This window comes from Ornithinimicrobium sp., from assembly GCF_035267225.1.
GTDB lineage: Bacteria > Actinomycetota > Actinomycetes > Actinomycetales > Dermatophilaceae > Ornithinicoccus.
Genome location: NZ_DATFMA010000122.1, coordinates 1 through 15,644, shown reverse-complemented (window position 1 = coordinate 15,644; position 15,644 = coordinate 1). Strand labels below are relative to the sequence as shown.

Annotated in this window: 14 protein-coding genes and 1 tRNA gene; 5 read left to right on the top strand and 10 right to left on the bottom strand. The window is 71.2% G+C overall.

What is annotated here, in order from left to right; translation table 11 throughout:
- Positions 1–5: 5 nt before the first annotated feature.
- The 3 genes from VJ976_RS12300 to VJ976_RS12290 all read right to left on the bottom strand — a co-directional run bounded on the left by VJ976_RS12300 (position 6) and on the right by VJ976_RS12290 (position 3,551).
- The gene (locus VJ976_RS12300; protein WP_324100517.1) at positions 6–299 is read right to left on the bottom strand and encodes a YdeI/OmpD-associated family protein; all 294 of its coding nucleotides are present in this window, start codon (positions 297–299) and stop codon (positions 6–8) included.
- A gap of 115 nt (positions 300–414) precedes the next feature.
- A tRNA-Met gene (locus tag VJ976_RS12295) sits at positions 415–491 on the bottom strand.
- 81 nt (positions 492–572) lie between these two features.
- A complete protein-coding gene (locus tag VJ976_RS12290) occupies positions 573–3,551 on the bottom strand; it encodes a UPF0182 family protein (RefSeq protein WP_414693638.1) in 2,979 nt (992 codons plus the stop codon).
- Positions 3,552–3,931: 380 nt separating this feature from the next.
- Here VJ976_RS12290 and VJ976_RS12285 point away from each other — a divergent pair, with 380 nt between their 5' ends.
- Positions 3,932–4,492: a PPA1309 family protein gene (locus VJ976_RS12285; RefSeq protein WP_324100516.1), complete on the top strand. Its 561-nt coding sequence runs from the start codon at positions 3,932–3,934 to the stop codon at positions 4,490–4,492.
- Here VJ976_RS12285 and VJ976_RS12280 read toward each other — a convergent pair.
- From VJ976_RS12280 to VJ976_RS12270, 3 genes are all read right to left on the bottom strand, one after another.
- Positions 4,489–5,589 (bottom strand): YlbL family protein, encoded by a 1,101-nt coding sequence (locus tag VJ976_RS12280; RefSeq protein WP_324100515.1) that lies wholly within the window; start codon positions 5,587–5,589, stop codon positions 4,489–4,491. The genes VJ976_RS12285 and VJ976_RS12280 overlap by 4 nt on opposite strands.
- Positions 5,590–6,024, bottom strand: coding sequence for a molybdenum cofactor biosynthesis protein MoaE (locus tag VJ976_RS12275; protein ID WP_324100514.1), 435 nt, complete (start codon positions 6,022–6,024; stop codon positions 5,590–5,592).
- A gap of 63 nt (positions 6,025–6,087) precedes the next feature.
- A complete protein-coding gene (locus VJ976_RS12270; protein ID WP_324100513.1) occupies positions 6,088–7,188 on the bottom strand; it encodes an NAD-dependent epimerase/dehydratase family protein in 1,101 nt (366 codons plus the stop codon).
- Between the two features lie 110 nt (positions 7,189–7,298).
- Between VJ976_RS12270 and VJ976_RS12265 the strand changes: the two genes are divergently transcribed.
- From VJ976_RS12265 to VJ976_RS12255, 3 genes are all read left to right on the top strand, one after another.
- The gene (locus VJ976_RS12265; RefSeq protein ID WP_324100512.1) at positions 7,299–8,681 is read left to right on the top strand and encodes a zinc-dependent metalloprotease; all 1,383 of its coding nucleotides are present in this window, start codon (positions 7,299–7,301) and stop codon (positions 8,679–8,681) included.
- Between the two features lie 145 nt (positions 8,682–8,826).
- Positions 8,827–9,000, top strand: a complete 174-nt coding sequence (locus VJ976_RS12260; protein WP_324100541.1) for a DUF5679 domain-containing protein — start codon at positions 8,827–8,829, stop codon at positions 8,998–9,000.
- A gap of 130 nt (positions 9,001–9,130) precedes the next feature.
- Positions 9,131–10,048: a hypothetical protein gene (locus VJ976_RS12255; RefSeq protein ID WP_324100511.1), complete on the top strand. Its 918-nt coding sequence runs from the start codon at positions 9,131–9,133 to the stop codon at positions 10,046–10,048.
- A gap of 20 nt (positions 10,049–10,068) precedes the next feature.
- Here VJ976_RS12255 and VJ976_RS12250 read toward each other — a convergent pair whose 3' ends face one another.
- From VJ976_RS12250 to nudC, 3 genes are all read right to left on the bottom strand, one after another.
- Positions 10,069–10,317: a WhiB family transcriptional regulator gene (locus VJ976_RS12250; protein ID WP_324100510.1), complete on the bottom strand. Its 249-nt coding sequence runs from the start codon at positions 10,315–10,317 to the stop codon at positions 10,069–10,071.
- A gap of 446 nt (positions 10,318–10,763) precedes the next feature.
- Positions 10,764–12,878: an ATP-dependent DNA helicase UvrD2 gene (locus VJ976_RS12245; protein WP_324100509.1), complete on the bottom strand. Its 2,115-nt coding sequence runs from the start codon at positions 12,876–12,878 to the stop codon at positions 10,764–10,766.
- Complete coding sequence (nudC, locus tag VJ976_RS12240) at positions 12,875–13,837, bottom strand: NAD(+) diphosphatase (protein WP_324100508.1); 963 nt, start codon at positions 13,835–13,837, stop codon at positions 12,875–12,877. The genes VJ976_RS12245 and nudC overlap by 4 nt, the downstream gene beginning before the upstream one ends.
- A 111-nt stretch (positions 13,838–13,948) precedes the next feature.
- Here nudC and VJ976_RS12235 point away from each other — a divergent pair, with 111 nt between their 5' ends.
- Positions 13,949–15,277, top strand: coding sequence for a phosphotransferase (locus VJ976_RS12235; RefSeq protein ID WP_324100507.1), 1,329 nt, complete (start codon positions 13,949–13,951; stop codon positions 15,275–15,277).
- 75 nt (positions 15,278–15,352) lie between these two features.
- Here VJ976_RS12235 and VJ976_RS12230 read toward each other — a convergent pair.
- On the bottom strand, positions 15,353–15,644 hold a 292-nt coding region (locus VJ976_RS12230), incomplete at its 5' end, for a PD-(D/E)XK nuclease family protein (RefSeq protein WP_324100506.1).

Sequence of the window (15,644 nt, the reverse complement as noted above, 5' to 3'; positions counted from 1 at the left end):
CGTGGTCACCGTGCGCTGCGCGAGGTGTCAGGCGCCACTCCGGTCCGCTCCCGGTGCGTGCACCCGGGCCAGCAGCAGGGTCGCCGCTTGCCCTCCAGCAGCTCCTCGCGGGTGCGCACGACTCGTCGCTGCCGTGTGGCCTCCTGCTTGGCCGAGGTGACCCAACAGATGAACTCGTTCCGCGCCAGGGGGGTGATGTCGTTCCAGGCCTCCAGGGTGTCCTCGTCGCCGGCCAGAGCCGCGCACAGGTCACTCGGCAGGTCGTGAACGGGGCCCGTGGCCACCCTGGGCTGCGCCATCCGGCGAGACTACCCGAGGGCAGTGCACCCAGGATCGCGAGCGCACGATGGAAAGTGGTTGCCGCGCGAAGAAGCCCCGGTCCTGTTCAGGACCGGGGCTTGCTCGTGCTTCTGGTGGTAGCGGGGGCGGGATTTGAACCCGCGACCTCCGGGTTATGAGCCCGGCGAGCTACCGAACTGCTCCACCCCGCGTTGGTGCCTTGAGTCTAGGCCAGGGCCGACGGCGCACCAAATCTCGCCGTCGGCCCTCCAGCCGCCAACCCGTGATGGCGGTCAGGGCTCCTGGGTGCCCTGTGCGTTGTCCCCGTCCACTGAGGCCGAGCCACCCTCCGGAGCAGCGTTGACCGCACGCTGGATGGCCTCGTCCAGGCGCTTCTGCGCCTCCGCGTAGGCCGCCAGGTCGTTGTTGCTCAGCGCCTCCTGGCCGTCGGCATAGGCCTCCTCGATATCAGCCAGGGCCGCGTCCAGGTCGCCCTGGTTGCCACCGCCGCCGCCGCTCTGCTGCGTCGGCGAGGCGGTCTGGTTGTCGGAGTCGCCACCACCGCCGGAGTCGCCACCACCGCCGGAGTCGCCACCGCCGCCGGAGTCGCCGCCGGGGTCGATCGGCTCTTCGGACCCGCTGCCCTCGTCGGCAGCGGTGGCCCCGGAGTCACCACCGAAAAGCTCGTCCAGCGCGCCGTCGAGGGTGTCGGACCAGGCGAGGTCGTCGCCGAACGCCACCACGACCAGACGCTGCAACGGGTAGGAGGAACCGCCGGACGCCTGGACGTAGACCGGCTCGACGTAGAGCAGGCCGCCGCCGACCGGCAGGGTCAGCAGGTTGCCGATCTCCACGTCTGACCCTTGCTGCCGGTTCAGGTTCAGGAACTGCGACAGCGTCTGGGTGAACGCCTCCGAGGTCTCGTTCGAGCTGGAGATCTCGTTCTGGAACTGCCCTGGGCCGTTGACCGTGCTGTCCCGGGGAAGCTCGAGCACCCGCACCTGGCCGTACCCCTTGCGTCGCTCACCGTTCTTGCCGCCGGCATCCGCGTCGACGGCCATGTAGCCGACGAGGTTCTGGCGGTCCGAGCCCTCCGGGATGAAGTTGGTGGTCAGCGAGAACGTGGCCTCGTCCTGCCCGGGCATCGCGATGCTGAGGTAGTAGGGGGGCTGGTCGACCTCCTGGTCCTCGATGCTCGGGTCCTCGGAGATCCGCCAGAAGTCCTGCCCACCGAAGAAGGCACCACCGTCCTGCACGTGGTACTGGGTCATGACGTCGCGCTGAACCTTGAACAGGTCCTCCGGGTAGCGCAGGTGCGACATCAGCTCGCCGTCGATGTCGTCCATGGGCGAGACCGTGTTGTCGAAGGCCTGGGACCAGGCCTTGAGCAGGGGGTCGTCCTCCTCCCACGCGTAGAGCTCTACGTCTCCGTTGTAAGCGTCCACGGTGGCCTTGACCGAGTTGCGGATGTAGTTGACCTGACCCCCGCCGATCGCCTGCACGTTGCCCGCCTGGGTCACCAGGGAGTCGGCCGTGGCAGTCTCCAGGCCCTTGAGCTCGGAGTACGGGTAGCGGTCCGAGGTGGTGTATCCGTCGACGATCCACTTGATGCGTCCGTCGACGACGGCGGGGTAGGGGTTGCCGTCCAGGCGCAGCCAGGGGGCCACGCGCTCCACCCGCTCGCGCGGCTGGCGGTCGTGCATGATCCGAGACTCGGAGTTGACGTTCTCGGAGAGCAGGATCTCGGCCTGGCGGTACTTGATGGCGTAGGCGAGCTGCTTGGCGACATTGCCGACCGGCACGCCACCGTTGCCCTCGTAGGTGTTCCGGACCTCGCCGGACTCGCTGTCGCTGTCCGGGCGGTCCAGCTCCTGCGGCGTGGTGCCTTCGGGAGCGCCCACGATGGAGTAGTCCGGTGAGTACTCCCCGTAGTAGATCCGCGGCTGGTACTCGCCGAGGTCGCCGACCGGTGGGATGTTGCGCTCGTAGAAGATCGGCTCACCGGTCTCGGTGCGCTGGTTGCCGAAGGCAGCGACCGCGCCGAAGCCGTGGGTGTAGACGGTGTGGTCGTTGACCCAGTTGCGCTGAGCGTCGTCGACCCCCTCCAGACGCATCTCGCGCAGCGCGATGACCGTGTCCACGGTTTCGCCGTCCACCTCGTAGCGGTCGACGTCCAGCGCTTCGGGGAACTGGTAGTAGCTGCGCACGCCCTGCAGCTGCCGGAACGTCGGGGAGACGACGGTCGGGTCCACGATGCGGATGCCGGGGATCGTGTCGGCGTCGCTGCGCAGCTGCCCCTGGGTCGCCTCGGTCTCCGCGTTGTAGGCAGTGAACTCGGCGTCCTCCAGGCCGTAGGCCTCCAGGGTGGCGTCGATGTTCTTCTGGATGAACGGCTCCTCGAGCTGAGCCTCCGAGGGCCTCACCCGCAGCGACTGGATCAGCGCCGGGTAGGCGCCACCGACCAGCAGGGCCACGACGACCAGGCCCACGAGGCCGATGATCGGGATCCGCCACGTGCGGGTCCAGATGGTGCTGATGAACAGCGCCGCACACAGCACCGCCGCGATCGCGAGCACGCCTCGGGTCGGCAGCACCGCGTTCACGTCGGTGTAGGTCAGGCCGGTGATGCGCTGGTGCTCCGCCGTGGTGAGCTGGTAGCGCTCCAGCCAGTAGGCGACGCCCCGCACGGCGATCAGACCAGCGAACAGCAGCGCGAGGTGGACCCGCGCGGCCGGGGTGGTCCGGTCTCCGGGAGCCTGCAGCTGTATCCCGCCGTAGATGTAGTGCGTCATGAGTGCACCGAGCAGAGCCAGGCCGAGCACCAGGGTGGCGAAGCTCACCAGTGCATCCAGGAACGGCAGGGTGAACACGTAGAAGCCCACGTCGATGCTGAACTGAGCGTCCTCGACTCCGAACGGCTGGCGGTTCAGCCAGAGCAGCACTGTCTCCCACTGCGCCATCGCGGCCGCTCCGGTGAAGGCGCCCAGACCGATGGGGACGCCGACGAAGACCCACTTGCGGACCGGCTCCAGGGCCGCCCGGTAGCGGTCGAGGTTGGCCTGCTCGGGACTGCTCGGAGCATAGATCGGTCGCTGCCGGTAGGCGATGGCCAGAGACGACCACAGCGCCAAGCCGGTGACCGCACCGGCGAGAAGGAACAGACCCACCTGCATACCCAGACGGGTCGTGAGCACCGAGCGGTAGCCCAGGGCGTCGAACCAGAGGAACTCGGTCCAGAGCTGGGCCAGCCAGGTGACCACCGCCAGCACCACGACAACCACCGCGATGGTCGGACCGAGTCGACCCCCGCCAGGTCGACCGCCGGGCCGACGCGGCCCGGACGGAGGCGGCCCTCCGGCGCGCGGGGCGCCCGTCGGACCGGGCATCGAACTCGGGCCCGTCGGGCCGGCGCCCCCGTTGGGACCCGGGCGCTCCTGACCGGACTCGGGGCTGTTGGGGCCCTCGTCGTCGTGGGGCTCGGGCCCCTCCGTCTGGCTCACTAGTGACCTGCTCCTGTGCCGGTGGACTGCTCGCCAGTTGCCGACGTCGGCCAGCACGAGCGCGTGCGCCTAACGTAACCGACGTTCCTGACAGGTTGTGGGGTGGCGACCGAGAAGAGGCCGATGGTGTCGGAGAGGTGAGACACTCAGGCGTGCCTTCCCCATCCTCCCGACCTGGCGCCGCACCTGCGAACCACGACAGGAGCTCGGCGCTGCGCGACGCGGCGGCGGACACCGAACGGCACGTGGCGCGAGGGGGATGGGACCAGCCGATGCGGATGTTCGCCCTCGTGCCCACCGCGCTGCTGGCCGAGCGAGAGCCCTCGATGAGCGAGCAGCTGGCGAGCGCCGACCCCGAGGGTTTCACCTCGGTCGAGCAGGATGGTCTGCCGACCTCCACGAACGTCGAGTCCGTGCTGGCGCGGGTGGCCTGGCCGGCCGAGGTGGCCGGTGTCGCCCTCGCGCTGGAGCGGATGGTGGTGCCGCCGGAAGCCGAGCGTGACCTGCCCTCCGATCCCGACGCGGCGACCGAAGCGCTGTCTGGCCACCCGGGCCGGCGGGACGTCCGGCTGCTGGTGGCGGTGGAGCGGACGGGATCCTCGATCTGCCTGCTCCGTCAGCGCGAGCACGACAGCGACGATGCGGTGGCCGTCGGGGCGGACCTCGCGCCCGGACTGGTGCACGCGCTGTTCAGCACCCTCCAGGACGACTAGCAGGCCGGCAAAGGGGCGTCGGGGTCCTTCCCCACCGCCTCGACCACCTCACGGGCCTCGTCGAAGGTCGCGACCCCTGCCACCTTCAGCCCCTCGGGGACGTGGCCCGCGACCTCGCCACAGTTGCCCGAGGGGGCGAGGAAGTAGTCGGCGCCGGCACGGTCGGCAGCGATCATCTTCTGCTGTATGCCTCCGATCGGCCCGATCTCACCGTCGGAGCTGATCGTGCCCGTACCGGCGAAGTCCCGCCCACCGGTGAGCTCTCCGGGGGTGATGGTGTCGTACACCGCGAGCGTGAACATCAGCCCTGCCGAGGGCCCTCCCACCTTGCCGGCGTTGATGCTCACGTCGTAGGGAAGGTCGAAGTCGGAGGCGGGATAGATCCCGATGATGGTGCGGCTGACCTCGGTGCCGTCCTCCTCGGTGCTGGTCCGACGGGTCGTCGGCACCTCGAGCCGCTGCTGCTCACCGTCCCGTTCGATGGTGAAGTCCGCCGCCCCGCCCGGCTCGACCTCCTGCAGGACCGCCCTCAGGTCGTCCGGGGTCCGGATGCTGGTGTCGCCGACGGCCATGATGCGGTCGTTGACCTTCAGCACACCGTCCGCCGGCGCGTCCTTCAGCACCTGGGCGACCTTGACCTCCTCCGGGACCTTCTCACCGATCGCGCGCAGCGCCACCACTGCTGCCTGCTGCTGGGACCCGGTCATCAGCTCGAGGTTCTGTTCCCGCACCTCGGAGGCAGTGACGTTGTCCGGAAAGACCTCGTGCTCGTCGGCAACACTGGAGCTGGGGTCCAGGGACGCCGTCATCCACTCCCACGCGCTCACCGGGAAGCGTGGACCGCCGTTCAGCGTGATGGTGGTGAAGTCGAGGGTTCCGGAGGTGGGGTACGTCGGCAGCCCCTCGACCTCGACGATCGCAGTACCGTCGATCTCACCGAGGGTGTCGTAGGCCGGGCCGGGGCGGTAGATGACCTTCTCGACGTGGACGAGGTTGAGCACGGCCACCACAGCCACCGCCACGACGACGCTCACCAGAACGAGGGCGGCTCGCCGTGAGATGCCGGTATGCGCGGGGGGGAACAGGGGTTGGGTCATCTAGGCCAGGCCGATCCAGACCGGGTCCCCCGAGTCGAAGTGCTGTCTCTTCCAGATCGGCACCCGCGCCTTGCACTGCTCGATCAGCTGCCGGGCGCCGTCGAAGGCTTCGGCACGATGTTCGGCCGAGACCACGCAGACCACCGCCCGCTCGCCGATCCCCAGCTGGCCGGTGCGGTGCCAAGCCACGACCCCACAGACGCCCGGCTGACCCGCCACCTCGTCGGCGACCTGCTGCAGGACGCGTTCGGCCTCGGGGTGCGCCGAGTAGTCGAGGCGCAGCACACCGCCTCGACCTCCGTCGTGTTCGCGGACCGTCCCGACGAAGACCGCGATGCCGCCGGCCCGCGGGTGGGCGACCAGCTCGAGGGCTGCATCCACCGACAGCGCCTCGGACTGCAGACCCACCCAGGTGTCTTGGCGCGACGAGCTCACCGCTTCATCATGGCCCACGAACCTTGTGACGATCCTGGGAACCGTCACCGCGAGGAGAGGGGCTCACCCTCGCTTGCGGTGGCGCCGCATCAGGGCGGCCGTGGCGGCTACCGCCACCGCGGCGCTGACCGCGCCGGCTGCACCGATGGCCGCCTCCCGACGCTCCACGCGGCGAGCCATCACCGCATGGTGGCCGGAGATCTCGGCCAGCAGGATGCTCAGCGCGGTGGAGTTGTCGTAGGCCGGGTACCACCCGTGGACGGCCAGGCTCTCGGGTGCCACCACCCAGGGGTAGGAGACGTACGCCAGGTCACTCGAGGGCAGCGGCACCACACCCACGCGGTGCAGGCGCTCGGCGGCGCTGTGCGCAGCCGAGGGAGACATCTCCACGCTGCGCATCCCCGAGATCTCCTCCACCTCGGCCTGGCTGAGGTGACCCCACGAGGCCACCGCGACCTGGGCCGGCAGCTCCTCCTTGGCCACGATGGAGACCCCGGTGGCCAGGTCCTCGACGTGGCAGAACTGCCAAGCGGGCTCACGCCCCCGCAGCGTCAGCAGCCGTGGCGCCTCGAAATGGCGCGAGACCATGGTGTCGAGTCCGGGGCCCACGAGAGCCGCCGGACGCACCGAGGTGATCCGTAGGCCCGGATGCACCGAACGCGCCTTCTCGAGCAGCTGCTCCACCTCGACGAGGTCCGCCACGATGCCCTCGGTGTCCCCGGCCCGCAGCGCCGAGTCCTCCTGTAGCGGCACGGGGTTGTCCTCGCGGGCGCCGTAGACCATGGCGCTGGTGATCACGATGAGGTGCTCGACCCCCGAGGCCGCCGCCGCGGTCGTCACCGTCTGCACCTCGCGGATCAAGCGCGAGCGCCGCAGCGCCGGCTGCTCATCGAGGGCGGCGGCGAGGTTGGCCTCGTCGCCCAGGTGCACCACGACGTCCACGTCGCTCAGGGCCGTGACCACCGAGGGTGAGGTGATGTCGGTGAGCCTCCAGTCCACGTCTCCCTGAGTGCCCGCGCGGGTGTCGAGGCCGACGACGCGGTCCCCCGCCGTCGCGAGCTCCCGCACCAGCACGCTGCCCACCGCCGAGGTGGCGCGGGTGACCGCGACACGTTGCGGTCCGAGACTACGCCGAGAGCGCATTGGGCTGGGCTGGGAACTCACGAGCCCCTCCTTGTGGTTTTCTGGAAGAAGGCCATCTTGTCAGCCGCCCAGAGCCGGGCACCACCTCGGGACGCGCCGGACGGCGGCGACCAGCGAAAGGACGAGCAGACGTGACATCCGACCAGGACACCCCCCAGGAGCCCGGGGACGAGGATCCCCTCTCCGCCCTGTTCGGCGGACAGGTGCCGCCCGAGATGCGTGAGGCCCTGCAGTCCATGGGCCTGGACAAGATGGACCCGGCCATGATGCGGCAGATGCAGGCGCAGATCCACGCCATGATGAGCAGCACCGACGAGGGCCCGGTCAACGCCGACCTCAGCCGGGACACCGCGCGTGCCGTCGTCGCCCAGGCCGGAGACACCTCGCTGTCGGCCCGCAATGCCGCTGACGTCGACCAGGTCGTCCAGGTGGCCACCCTGTGGCTGGACGCGGTGACCGACTTCGCTCCTCCCTCCGGCGGCGCCGCAGCCTTGAGCAGGTCGGAGTGGGTCGAGCAGACGCTGCCGGTCTGGCGCACCCTGACCGCCCCTGTCGCCGAGGGGGTGCGCGCGGCGATGACCAGCGCCATGCAACAGCAGATGGGCGAGCTCGGCGAGGCGGAGACCCTGCAGATCCCCGGGATGCCACCAGGGATGAACCCCTCCCAGCTGATGTCGCAGATGGAGCCGATGATGCAGCGGATGAGCTCGGCGATGTTCGGGGCGCAGGTGGGGCAGGCCGTGGGCACTCTGGCCGGCGAGATCGTCAGCGGCACCGAGGTCGGGCTGCCGTTGCTGCCTGCCGAGACGGTGGCTCTCCTGCCCGCCAACGTGGCGGAGTTCGCCGAGGGGCTGGAGGTCGACGCCGGTGAGGTGCACCTCTACCTGGCCGTCCGGGAGGCGGCCCGGGTGCGGCTCTTCGCCGAGGTGGGCTGGCTGGGGCCCCAGCTGCTCACCGCCGTGCAGGAGTATGCCCGGGACATTCGCATCGACACCGAGGCCATCGAGGCTGCCGTCCGTTCCGTCGACCCCAGCGATCCGGCCGCAATGCAGGAGGCGCTCTCAGGCTCGTTGTTCACCCCCGAGCCCAGCCCGGCGCAGAAGGTGGCCCTGACGCGGCTGGAGACCTTCCTGGCCCTGGTCGAAGGGTGGGTCGACCTGGTCTCGGAGCGAGCCTGCGCCGGACACCTTCCGCAGGTCCCCGCTCTCTCCGAGGCGGTGCGCCGGCGGCGTGCCACCGGCGGACCGGCGGAGAAGGTCTTCGCCTCGCTCGTCGGGCTCGAGCTGCGACCGCGGCGGCTGCGGGACGCGGCCAACCTGTGGGCCGCCCTGGAGGACGCCCATGGCCCGGCCGCGCGCGACGGCGCCTGGGCCCACCCGGATCTCGCGCCCGACGCCGCCGACCTCGACGACATCCTCGGCTACGTCGAACGTGCCGGCGGTTCCGGGGACCAGCACCAGCGCACGATGGACGAGGAGCTGGACAAGCTGCTCAGTGACTCCGACCCGACCTGAGGGACGCTCACGACGCGAGTCTCGCTGCGACCCGAAGTCGTCTAGGGTGAGACCGACCCGCAGACCCCGACGACTCCCGTGTGCGAAGGCGCTCGACCATCGCACTCTCGACCACGACATGCTCGATCACGACATGGAGGACAACATGGCAGAAGGCACCGAGACCTACCAGGGCGAGTTCTACTGCGTGAAGTGCAAAGCGAAGCGGGAAGCCGAGGGCCGGGTGGTCGAGACCAACGGCCGGCGGATGGCGAAGGGGACGTGCCCGGTCTGCGGGACCAACCTGAACCGCATCCTGGGCAAGGCCGCCAACGCCTGAGCCTGCGTTCTCTCCACCGCCTCATCGGCTGCCCGGGCGGCCGGTGAGGCGTTTTCACGCCCCTGCCCCACGGCGCGCGCCCTGTGGACAACGCCCGAGTCGGCGGACGGTCGACTGGCACGCTGCCCCCATGCCGCGCCCTCAGCAAGACCTCCCGAGCCGCCGCGTGCGCCTGGCTGCTCACGCGCGACCCTTCCGCCGCGGTCCAGGGCAGGTGCAGTTCGGTCTGGACCCGGCCTGCGGGGTCGTGCTGGACGGGCTGGACGAGGCCGAGGTCGGCTGGCTGCTCACCCTGGAACCGGCCAGGACGTCGAGGTCGGTGCACAACGAGGCCGGTGCCCTGCTCGGCAGCGCCGTGCCGTGGGGCGTCACCGAGGCGCGGGCAGCAGAGCTGGTGCGGCACCTGCGCCGGCACCGTCTGGTGGATGAGCACCACCCTGAGGGGGGACCGAGAGACGACGGTGGGGGGCGCAGCGGGGACTCCCGCGGACGAGTCGGTGCGGGCCGGGTGTGCGTGCTCGGGGTGGGCCGGGCGGCGCAGGCCGTGCGCGAGCATCTGGCCGGGCTCGCCGGGAGCTCCTGGTTGACCGGCCTCGTCGAGGACCCCGCGACGGCCGATGTCGCAGTGCTGGTCATCGGCGAGGTCGTGGGCGCCCGGCACATCATCGCCGGTCCCGCCGACACCCCGCACCTACCCGTCGTCGTCCAAGCGCATCGGGTGGTGGTCGGCCCGCTGGTCGATGGTCGGGCCGGTCCGTGCCTGAGATGTCTGCACCACTATCGCCGAGACCGCGACCACGCCTGGCCTGCGCTGGTGGCGCAGGTGGACGACGCGCTGCAGCAGCCGCGCACCCCCGTCGACATCGACCCACTGCTGTCCGGCGTGACCGCCGGGCTGTGCGCGATGGTGCTCCACGCCTTCCTCGACGGCGGCGCAGCGCCCGAGGGGGTGGCCTGGGAGGTCTCGCTGCCCTGGCCCCGAGTGCTCGCCCGGCGCTGGGCCCGGCACCCCGCCTGCCGACACCACCAGCCAGCCGAACCCCCCTAGGCTGGGCCGAATCGCGGGGCTCACGCCGCCCGCTCGTCCTTGCGGGGCCGCCCTCGGCCGCGTTTGCGGGCCCTCACGGTGCCGTCGAGCACGAGCTCGCCGCCCCACACGCCCCACGGCTCGGCGCGCTGCAGAGCCTGAGACAGACACGCGGCCTTGACCGGACACGGTGTGCACAACGTTTTGGCGGTCTCCACGTCGCAGGGGTGCTCGGCAAACCACAGATCCGGTGGATGCTGCTGGCACGGAAACGGAGTCGGGGAGGACACGGCGTTCCTTTCGAGGACGGTCGCGGCCTCGAAGAAGGCCGCGGGCGGCGATGTCGGTGAGGACAGGCGCTCCGCGGCCGAGGAGAGTCAGGGTGGACCTAGGTCGGTCGCTCCTGCGCTCGTAGCGGTGCGCCGGGGGCACCTGTGGGGACGGAGCCCCGGGACGAACGCGCCTCGCCGACTCCTGTGCTCGGGGCGCCCGTCCGGAGACGAGGACGGGCCGCGGTAGCGCAGGACGCGAGCGCGCGTCCGACGTGGGTCTGCGTGCTGACCATGTCGCGGCCTCCTCTCGATGCGGGCACCCACGAGCGTTAGCCCTCGTGGAACCCTGATGACGTTACGCTCAGCACCCAGCGCGCGCAACGCCTTTTCTGCAGGCCCACCCGGACCGCTCTCGCTTCCACGCCCCGCACACACGGGCCCGCCTCGCCGCCGCTCCCCGCGGCTTAGCGGCTCGCCAGGATGTCGATGACGTCATCGCCGTACAGCTCGAGCTTGCGAGTACCGACACCGGAGATCCGGGCCAGCGCCTCCCGCTGCGCCGGTGCCTGCTCGGCGATCGCGATGAGGGTGGCGTCGGTGAACACCACGAACGCGGGCACGGAGGTCTTCCTGGCGGTCTCGGCACGCCACCGGCGCAACCGTTCGAAAAGGGCCTCGTCGTAGGTCGCGGGACAGGCTGAGCATCGCCCGATCTTGCGTTCGGCGGCGGTGTCCAGGTCGGCCCCGCACGTCCGGCACGTCCGACCGGCGCGGGGTCGCCGTGGAGCAGCCGAGGCGCTTCGCCGGCCGGTGGGGCTCGAGAGCCCCAGAAGCTCGGCCGCCGGGAGCAGGAAACGGCTGACCTTGCGGTGCGCCCGTCCCCCGGCGCTGCGGCTGCCCGCCCAGCTCAGATGCAGCCCGGACCGGGCGCGGGTGATCCCGACGTAGAGCAACCGCTGCTCCTCAGCCACCCGCTGCGGCCCGTCCGCCATGGTGATCGGCAACAGCCCTTCGCTGCATCCGATGAGGAACACGTGCTCCCACTCCAGACCCTTGGCCGCGTGCAGCGAAGCCAGGGTCACGCCGTCGACGGCCGGGGGGTGTTGGTCACCGGCCCGGCGGTCCAGCTCGTTGACCAGCTCGGACATGCTGACCTCCGTACCGTCCTCCGGCCGCTCCTGCGACCGCCCCGGCGGCTGCATGTCTTCGGCCAGATGCACGAGGGCCTGCAACGACTCCCACCGCTCGCGGGCAGCGCCGGCGGCCGGCGGCTGCGTAGTGTGACCCAGCGAGGACAGCACGTCGCGCACCCGCGTGGCCAGGGCCGAGTCGAGCGAGTCACTGCGCACGGCTCCGCGTAGCAGCACCATCGCCTGACGCACCTCTGCCCGGGCGAAGAACCGCTCGGCGCCGCGCACCAGGTAGGGCACGTCCGCCGCGGACAGCGCCGACTCGACCAAGGCGGACTGGGCGTTGGTCCGGTACAGCACCGCGACGCGTCCTGGCGCCGAACCCGAGGCGAGAAGCCCCGCGATGCGCTCCGCGACCCCCTGAGCCTCTGCCTCGTCGTCGGGGTAGGCCGTCAAGCGGGGAGCGGGACCCGGTGGCTGCTGCGACCGCAGGCTGATCGCCGGAGTCGCGCCGGAGCCGACCGGGGCGAGCGCGCTGAGCATCACGTTGGCGAGCCGGATCACCTCAGGTGAGCTGCGGTAGTTGCGCACCAGGGAGACCCTCGAGGCGTCGGCGAAGCGCTCCCGGAAGTTGAGCAGGTATTCCGGCGTGGCACCGGTGAAGGAGTAGATGGTCTGCGCGGGGTCACCCACCACGCACACATCCCTGCGCTCGCCCACCCACAGGTCGAGGAGCCGGTGCTGCAGTGGGTTCACGTCCTGGTACTCGTCCACGACGAAGTGGCGGTACTGCTGGCGCACGGCTGCGGCGATGGGCTCCTGTTCGGCCAGGATGCCCACGGTCAGCAGCAGCACGTCCTCGAAGTCGATCACGTTGCGCTCGTCGGTCACCTCGGCGTACGTCTGCATCAGCCGGGCCATCGCGGTGCCGTCCAGCCCGGCGGGTGAGCGCGACTCCTGGCGGGCGAGGTCGGGGTAGCGCTCGGGGGTGACCATGCCGACCTTGGCCCACTCGATCTCAGCCGCAACGTCGCGCAGCTCGGTCCGCTCCAGCCGAAGTCGCAAGCGGCCGGCGGCCTCGGCCACCACGGGTGCCTTCTGGGCCAGGACCTGGGGAGCCGGGCCGCCCACCGCCTGGGGCCAGAAGAACTGCAGCTGGCGCAGAGCAGCGGCGTGAAAGGTCCGCGCCTGGACGGCACTCACCCCCAGACCCCGGAGCCGCGTGCGCATCTCGCCGGCGGCGCGGGCGGTGAAGGTGAGGGCCAGGACGCGTTGGGGGCTCAGCTCGCCGGAGCCCACTCCGTAGGCGATGCGATGCGTGATCGCTCGGGTCTTGCCGGTGCCGGCTCCGGCCAGCACGACCATCGGCCCCCGCGGCGCAGCGGCAACCTCACGTTGCTCGGAGTCCAGTGTCTCCAGCAGCGCGTCCGGGGAGAGCGGAGCGCTCACGAGCTCTCGTACCCGCGGAAGGCTCCGCTCAGCTCCTCGGGTTGTTCGATCTCGCGGCCGTACCAGCTCTCGATCAGTCGACGCGCGATCGAGACCCGTGGCGGCAGGGCCACGACACCGCAGCGCACCGCATAGGCCAGCTCGCCCCGCGCGAACCAGTGCGCCTCGGCGATCTCCTGCGGGTCCAGGGTCAGGTCGGTCTGGAAGGCCGTGGCCGTGAACCCGATCATGAGCGAGGCCGGGAAGGGCCACGGCTGGTTGCCGCGGTAGGTCACGTTACGCACGGGGACACCCACCTCCTCGGCGACCTCCCTGGACACGGCCGACTCCAGGGACTCCCCCGCCTCGACGAACCCCGCGAGCACGGACAGCCGGCCCTGCGGCCAGTGCGGCCCTCGGGCCAACAGGAGCCGCTCCTCGTCGTCGGTCACGGCCACGATGATGGCCATGTCGGTCCGTGGGTGGTGCTCGGAGCCGTCCTGAGCGCAGACCCTCACCCAGCCACCCTGGGCGCATGAGGTGGGGCTGCCGCACCGCGGGCAGTTCGGGTGCCGTTCGTGCCAGTTGGCCAGAGCCAAGGCGGTGGTCAGGACCCCGGCGTCGGTGTCACCCAGCTGGGCCCCCGCCTCGCGCAGGGTCCGCCACCCCTTGGCGGCGCTTTCCGGTCGGTCGGCCTCGCTCGACGAGCGCACGACGGCGACGTGCTCGCGCTCGCCATCGCGCCCCAGGTAGAGCGCGAGCCTGCCCGTGTCGGCCACGTCGGAGGACCGGGGCACGAGCCGCATCTGCCCGTCGACGCGGCAGGTGCGCATCTTGCCGTCCACGAGGTCGTAGACCCGCGTCGAGGACTGGGCGAGGGCGTAGCGCAGCGGATCGTGGTGTCGCCGGTCAAGCCCGTCGCGGTCCAGGGTCCCCCGGGCCAGCGCCAGGTCCAGCAACGTCTCGTCGACCACGCTCACGCCCCCACTGTAGGCCGCTGCCGTGGGCGTCCCACGCGGCCTCGACGGTGGGCAGCCGACGCCCGGCCTCGCCTGCACCGAATGCCGGCTGCGTCGTCATACGGTGGCTGCGTGACACGTAGTGACCTGGCCCTGGCGGCCATCGCCTGCGCGGCGGTGCCGGGGATGCGTCCGGCCACCGTCCAGGAGGTCCGTCGCGGCACGCACGCCGAGCCCCCCTCGCACCAGAGCGCCATCATCGAGGACGAGACGGGCCGCACCTGGGTCGTCCGTGTGCCGCTGACCGCTGCGGCAGGCGCCGAGCTCGAGCGCAACGAGGCCCTGGTCGGTCAGCTGGGCAAGCACCTGCCCTTCAAGGTGCCCGCCGCGGCCGGCTTCGCGTCGCTGGGCCGCAACATGGGCCGGGCCGCGGTATACCCCCACGTCGAGGGGTCAGCCCTGAACCTGCACCGCGTTCCCGGCGGGCCCGGTCTGGCCAGCGCGGTAGGCCGAGCCGTCGCGGCGGTACACAACATCCCCGTCGAGCTGTTCGAGGAGCACGAGGTCCCGTCGTTCGACGCCGAGGCCCACCGCGAGCGGTGCGTTGCCGAGCTGGACCGTGCCGCGGCCACCGGCCTGGTGCCCACCGGTCTGCTGGCGCGGTGGGAGCAGGCGTTGGACGCGCCGGCCCTATGGAGCTTCGCTGCCACCGCCGTCCACGGATCACTGGACGGCTGGGCGTTCCTCGTCGCCTTCTCGGACGACGACGCCGCGACCGGTCGGGTGGTGGCGCTCACGCACTGGGACAACGCCAGTGTCACCGACCCGGCTCAGGACTTCTCCACCCTCGCCGACCAGCTGACACCGCCGGCGTTGGACTCGGTCCTCGAGAGCTACTCCCTGGCACGCTCCAGCCGGCCGGATGCGTACCTGCTGAACCGGGCCCGACTCGCCGCCGAGATGCGGCTCATCGCCGGGCTCGCCCACGCGTCGGCGAGCGGCGCCGATGACGTGGTGCGCAGCCGCGTCGACGAGCTGCGCAAGCTGGATCGGCTGACCTCCGCCGACAGCTCACTGGTGCCGCAGACATCGGCCGGCAGTGCCGCGACGGTGACCGCCGTGGAACCCTCGGCGTCGCCGGAGCCCCAGCCGACGGAAGCGGCCGAGGAGCCCACCGTCTCGGGTGGGGCCCAGGAGGACGTCACCGTTGCTGGTGTCGACGAGGACGAGGACGACGACGCCCCACAGGACGCCGTCGAAGTGGAGGCCGGCGAGAGCCAGTTCGTCCGGGTGGGTGGAGACGTCGAGGAGGACCCGTCCGACGTGCACGATGCCGACGACCCCCCTGATGAACCGGACGCCGATGACTCCCCGTGGCAGGAGCACGACCAGACCGAGATCCTGCCGACGGTGCGGCCCGACCAGACCCCGTCGGACTCGGCCGGCAAGCCCCGCAGCTGATCCTGGGGGCCGGACCGGCGGCAGCCGCACTCGAGCCTCGGTGGGTTGCGGCTGGACCCGCTCCTGCTCGTCACCTCAGCGCTCGCCGACGCCGTCGAGACCGGCCAGCGCCGTATCAAGCTGGGTCTCGAGCTCTCGAAGGTCCGGGAGCAGCGGGCGAACGGTCTGCCCGGTGCCGGCGTAGAAGAAGGCGGCGTCCACCCGGTCGAGGTCGATACCGGACCAGCGGGCATAGGCCAGCCGGTACACGGCCAGCTGGAGGCGACGGTGGCGCTGTTCGCTGTCCGTGCCCGGTCGGCCGGTCTTCCAGTCGACCACCGTGAAGCCACCGTCGGGGCGGGGGAAGACCGCGTCGATGCGTGCCGAG

Excerpts from the sequence above, each read along its gene's own strand:
- VJ976_RS12260 (WP_324100541.1), top strand. The coding sequence starts at position 8,827 with ATGGCAGAAGGCACCGAGACCTACCAGGGCGAGTTCTACTGCGTGAAG.
- VJ976_RS12255 (WP_324100511.1), top strand. The coding sequence starts at position 9,131 with ATGCCGCGCCCTCAGCAAGACCTCCCGAGCCGCCGCGTGCGCCTGGCT.
- VJ976_RS12300 (WP_324100517.1), bottom strand. The coding sequence starts at position 299 with ATGGCGCAGCCCAGGGTGGCCACGGGCCCCGTTCACGACCTGCCGAGT.
- VJ976_RS12280 (WP_324100515.1), bottom strand. The coding sequence starts at position 5,589 with ATGACCCAACCCCTGTTCCCCCCCGCGCATACCGGCATCTCACGGCGA.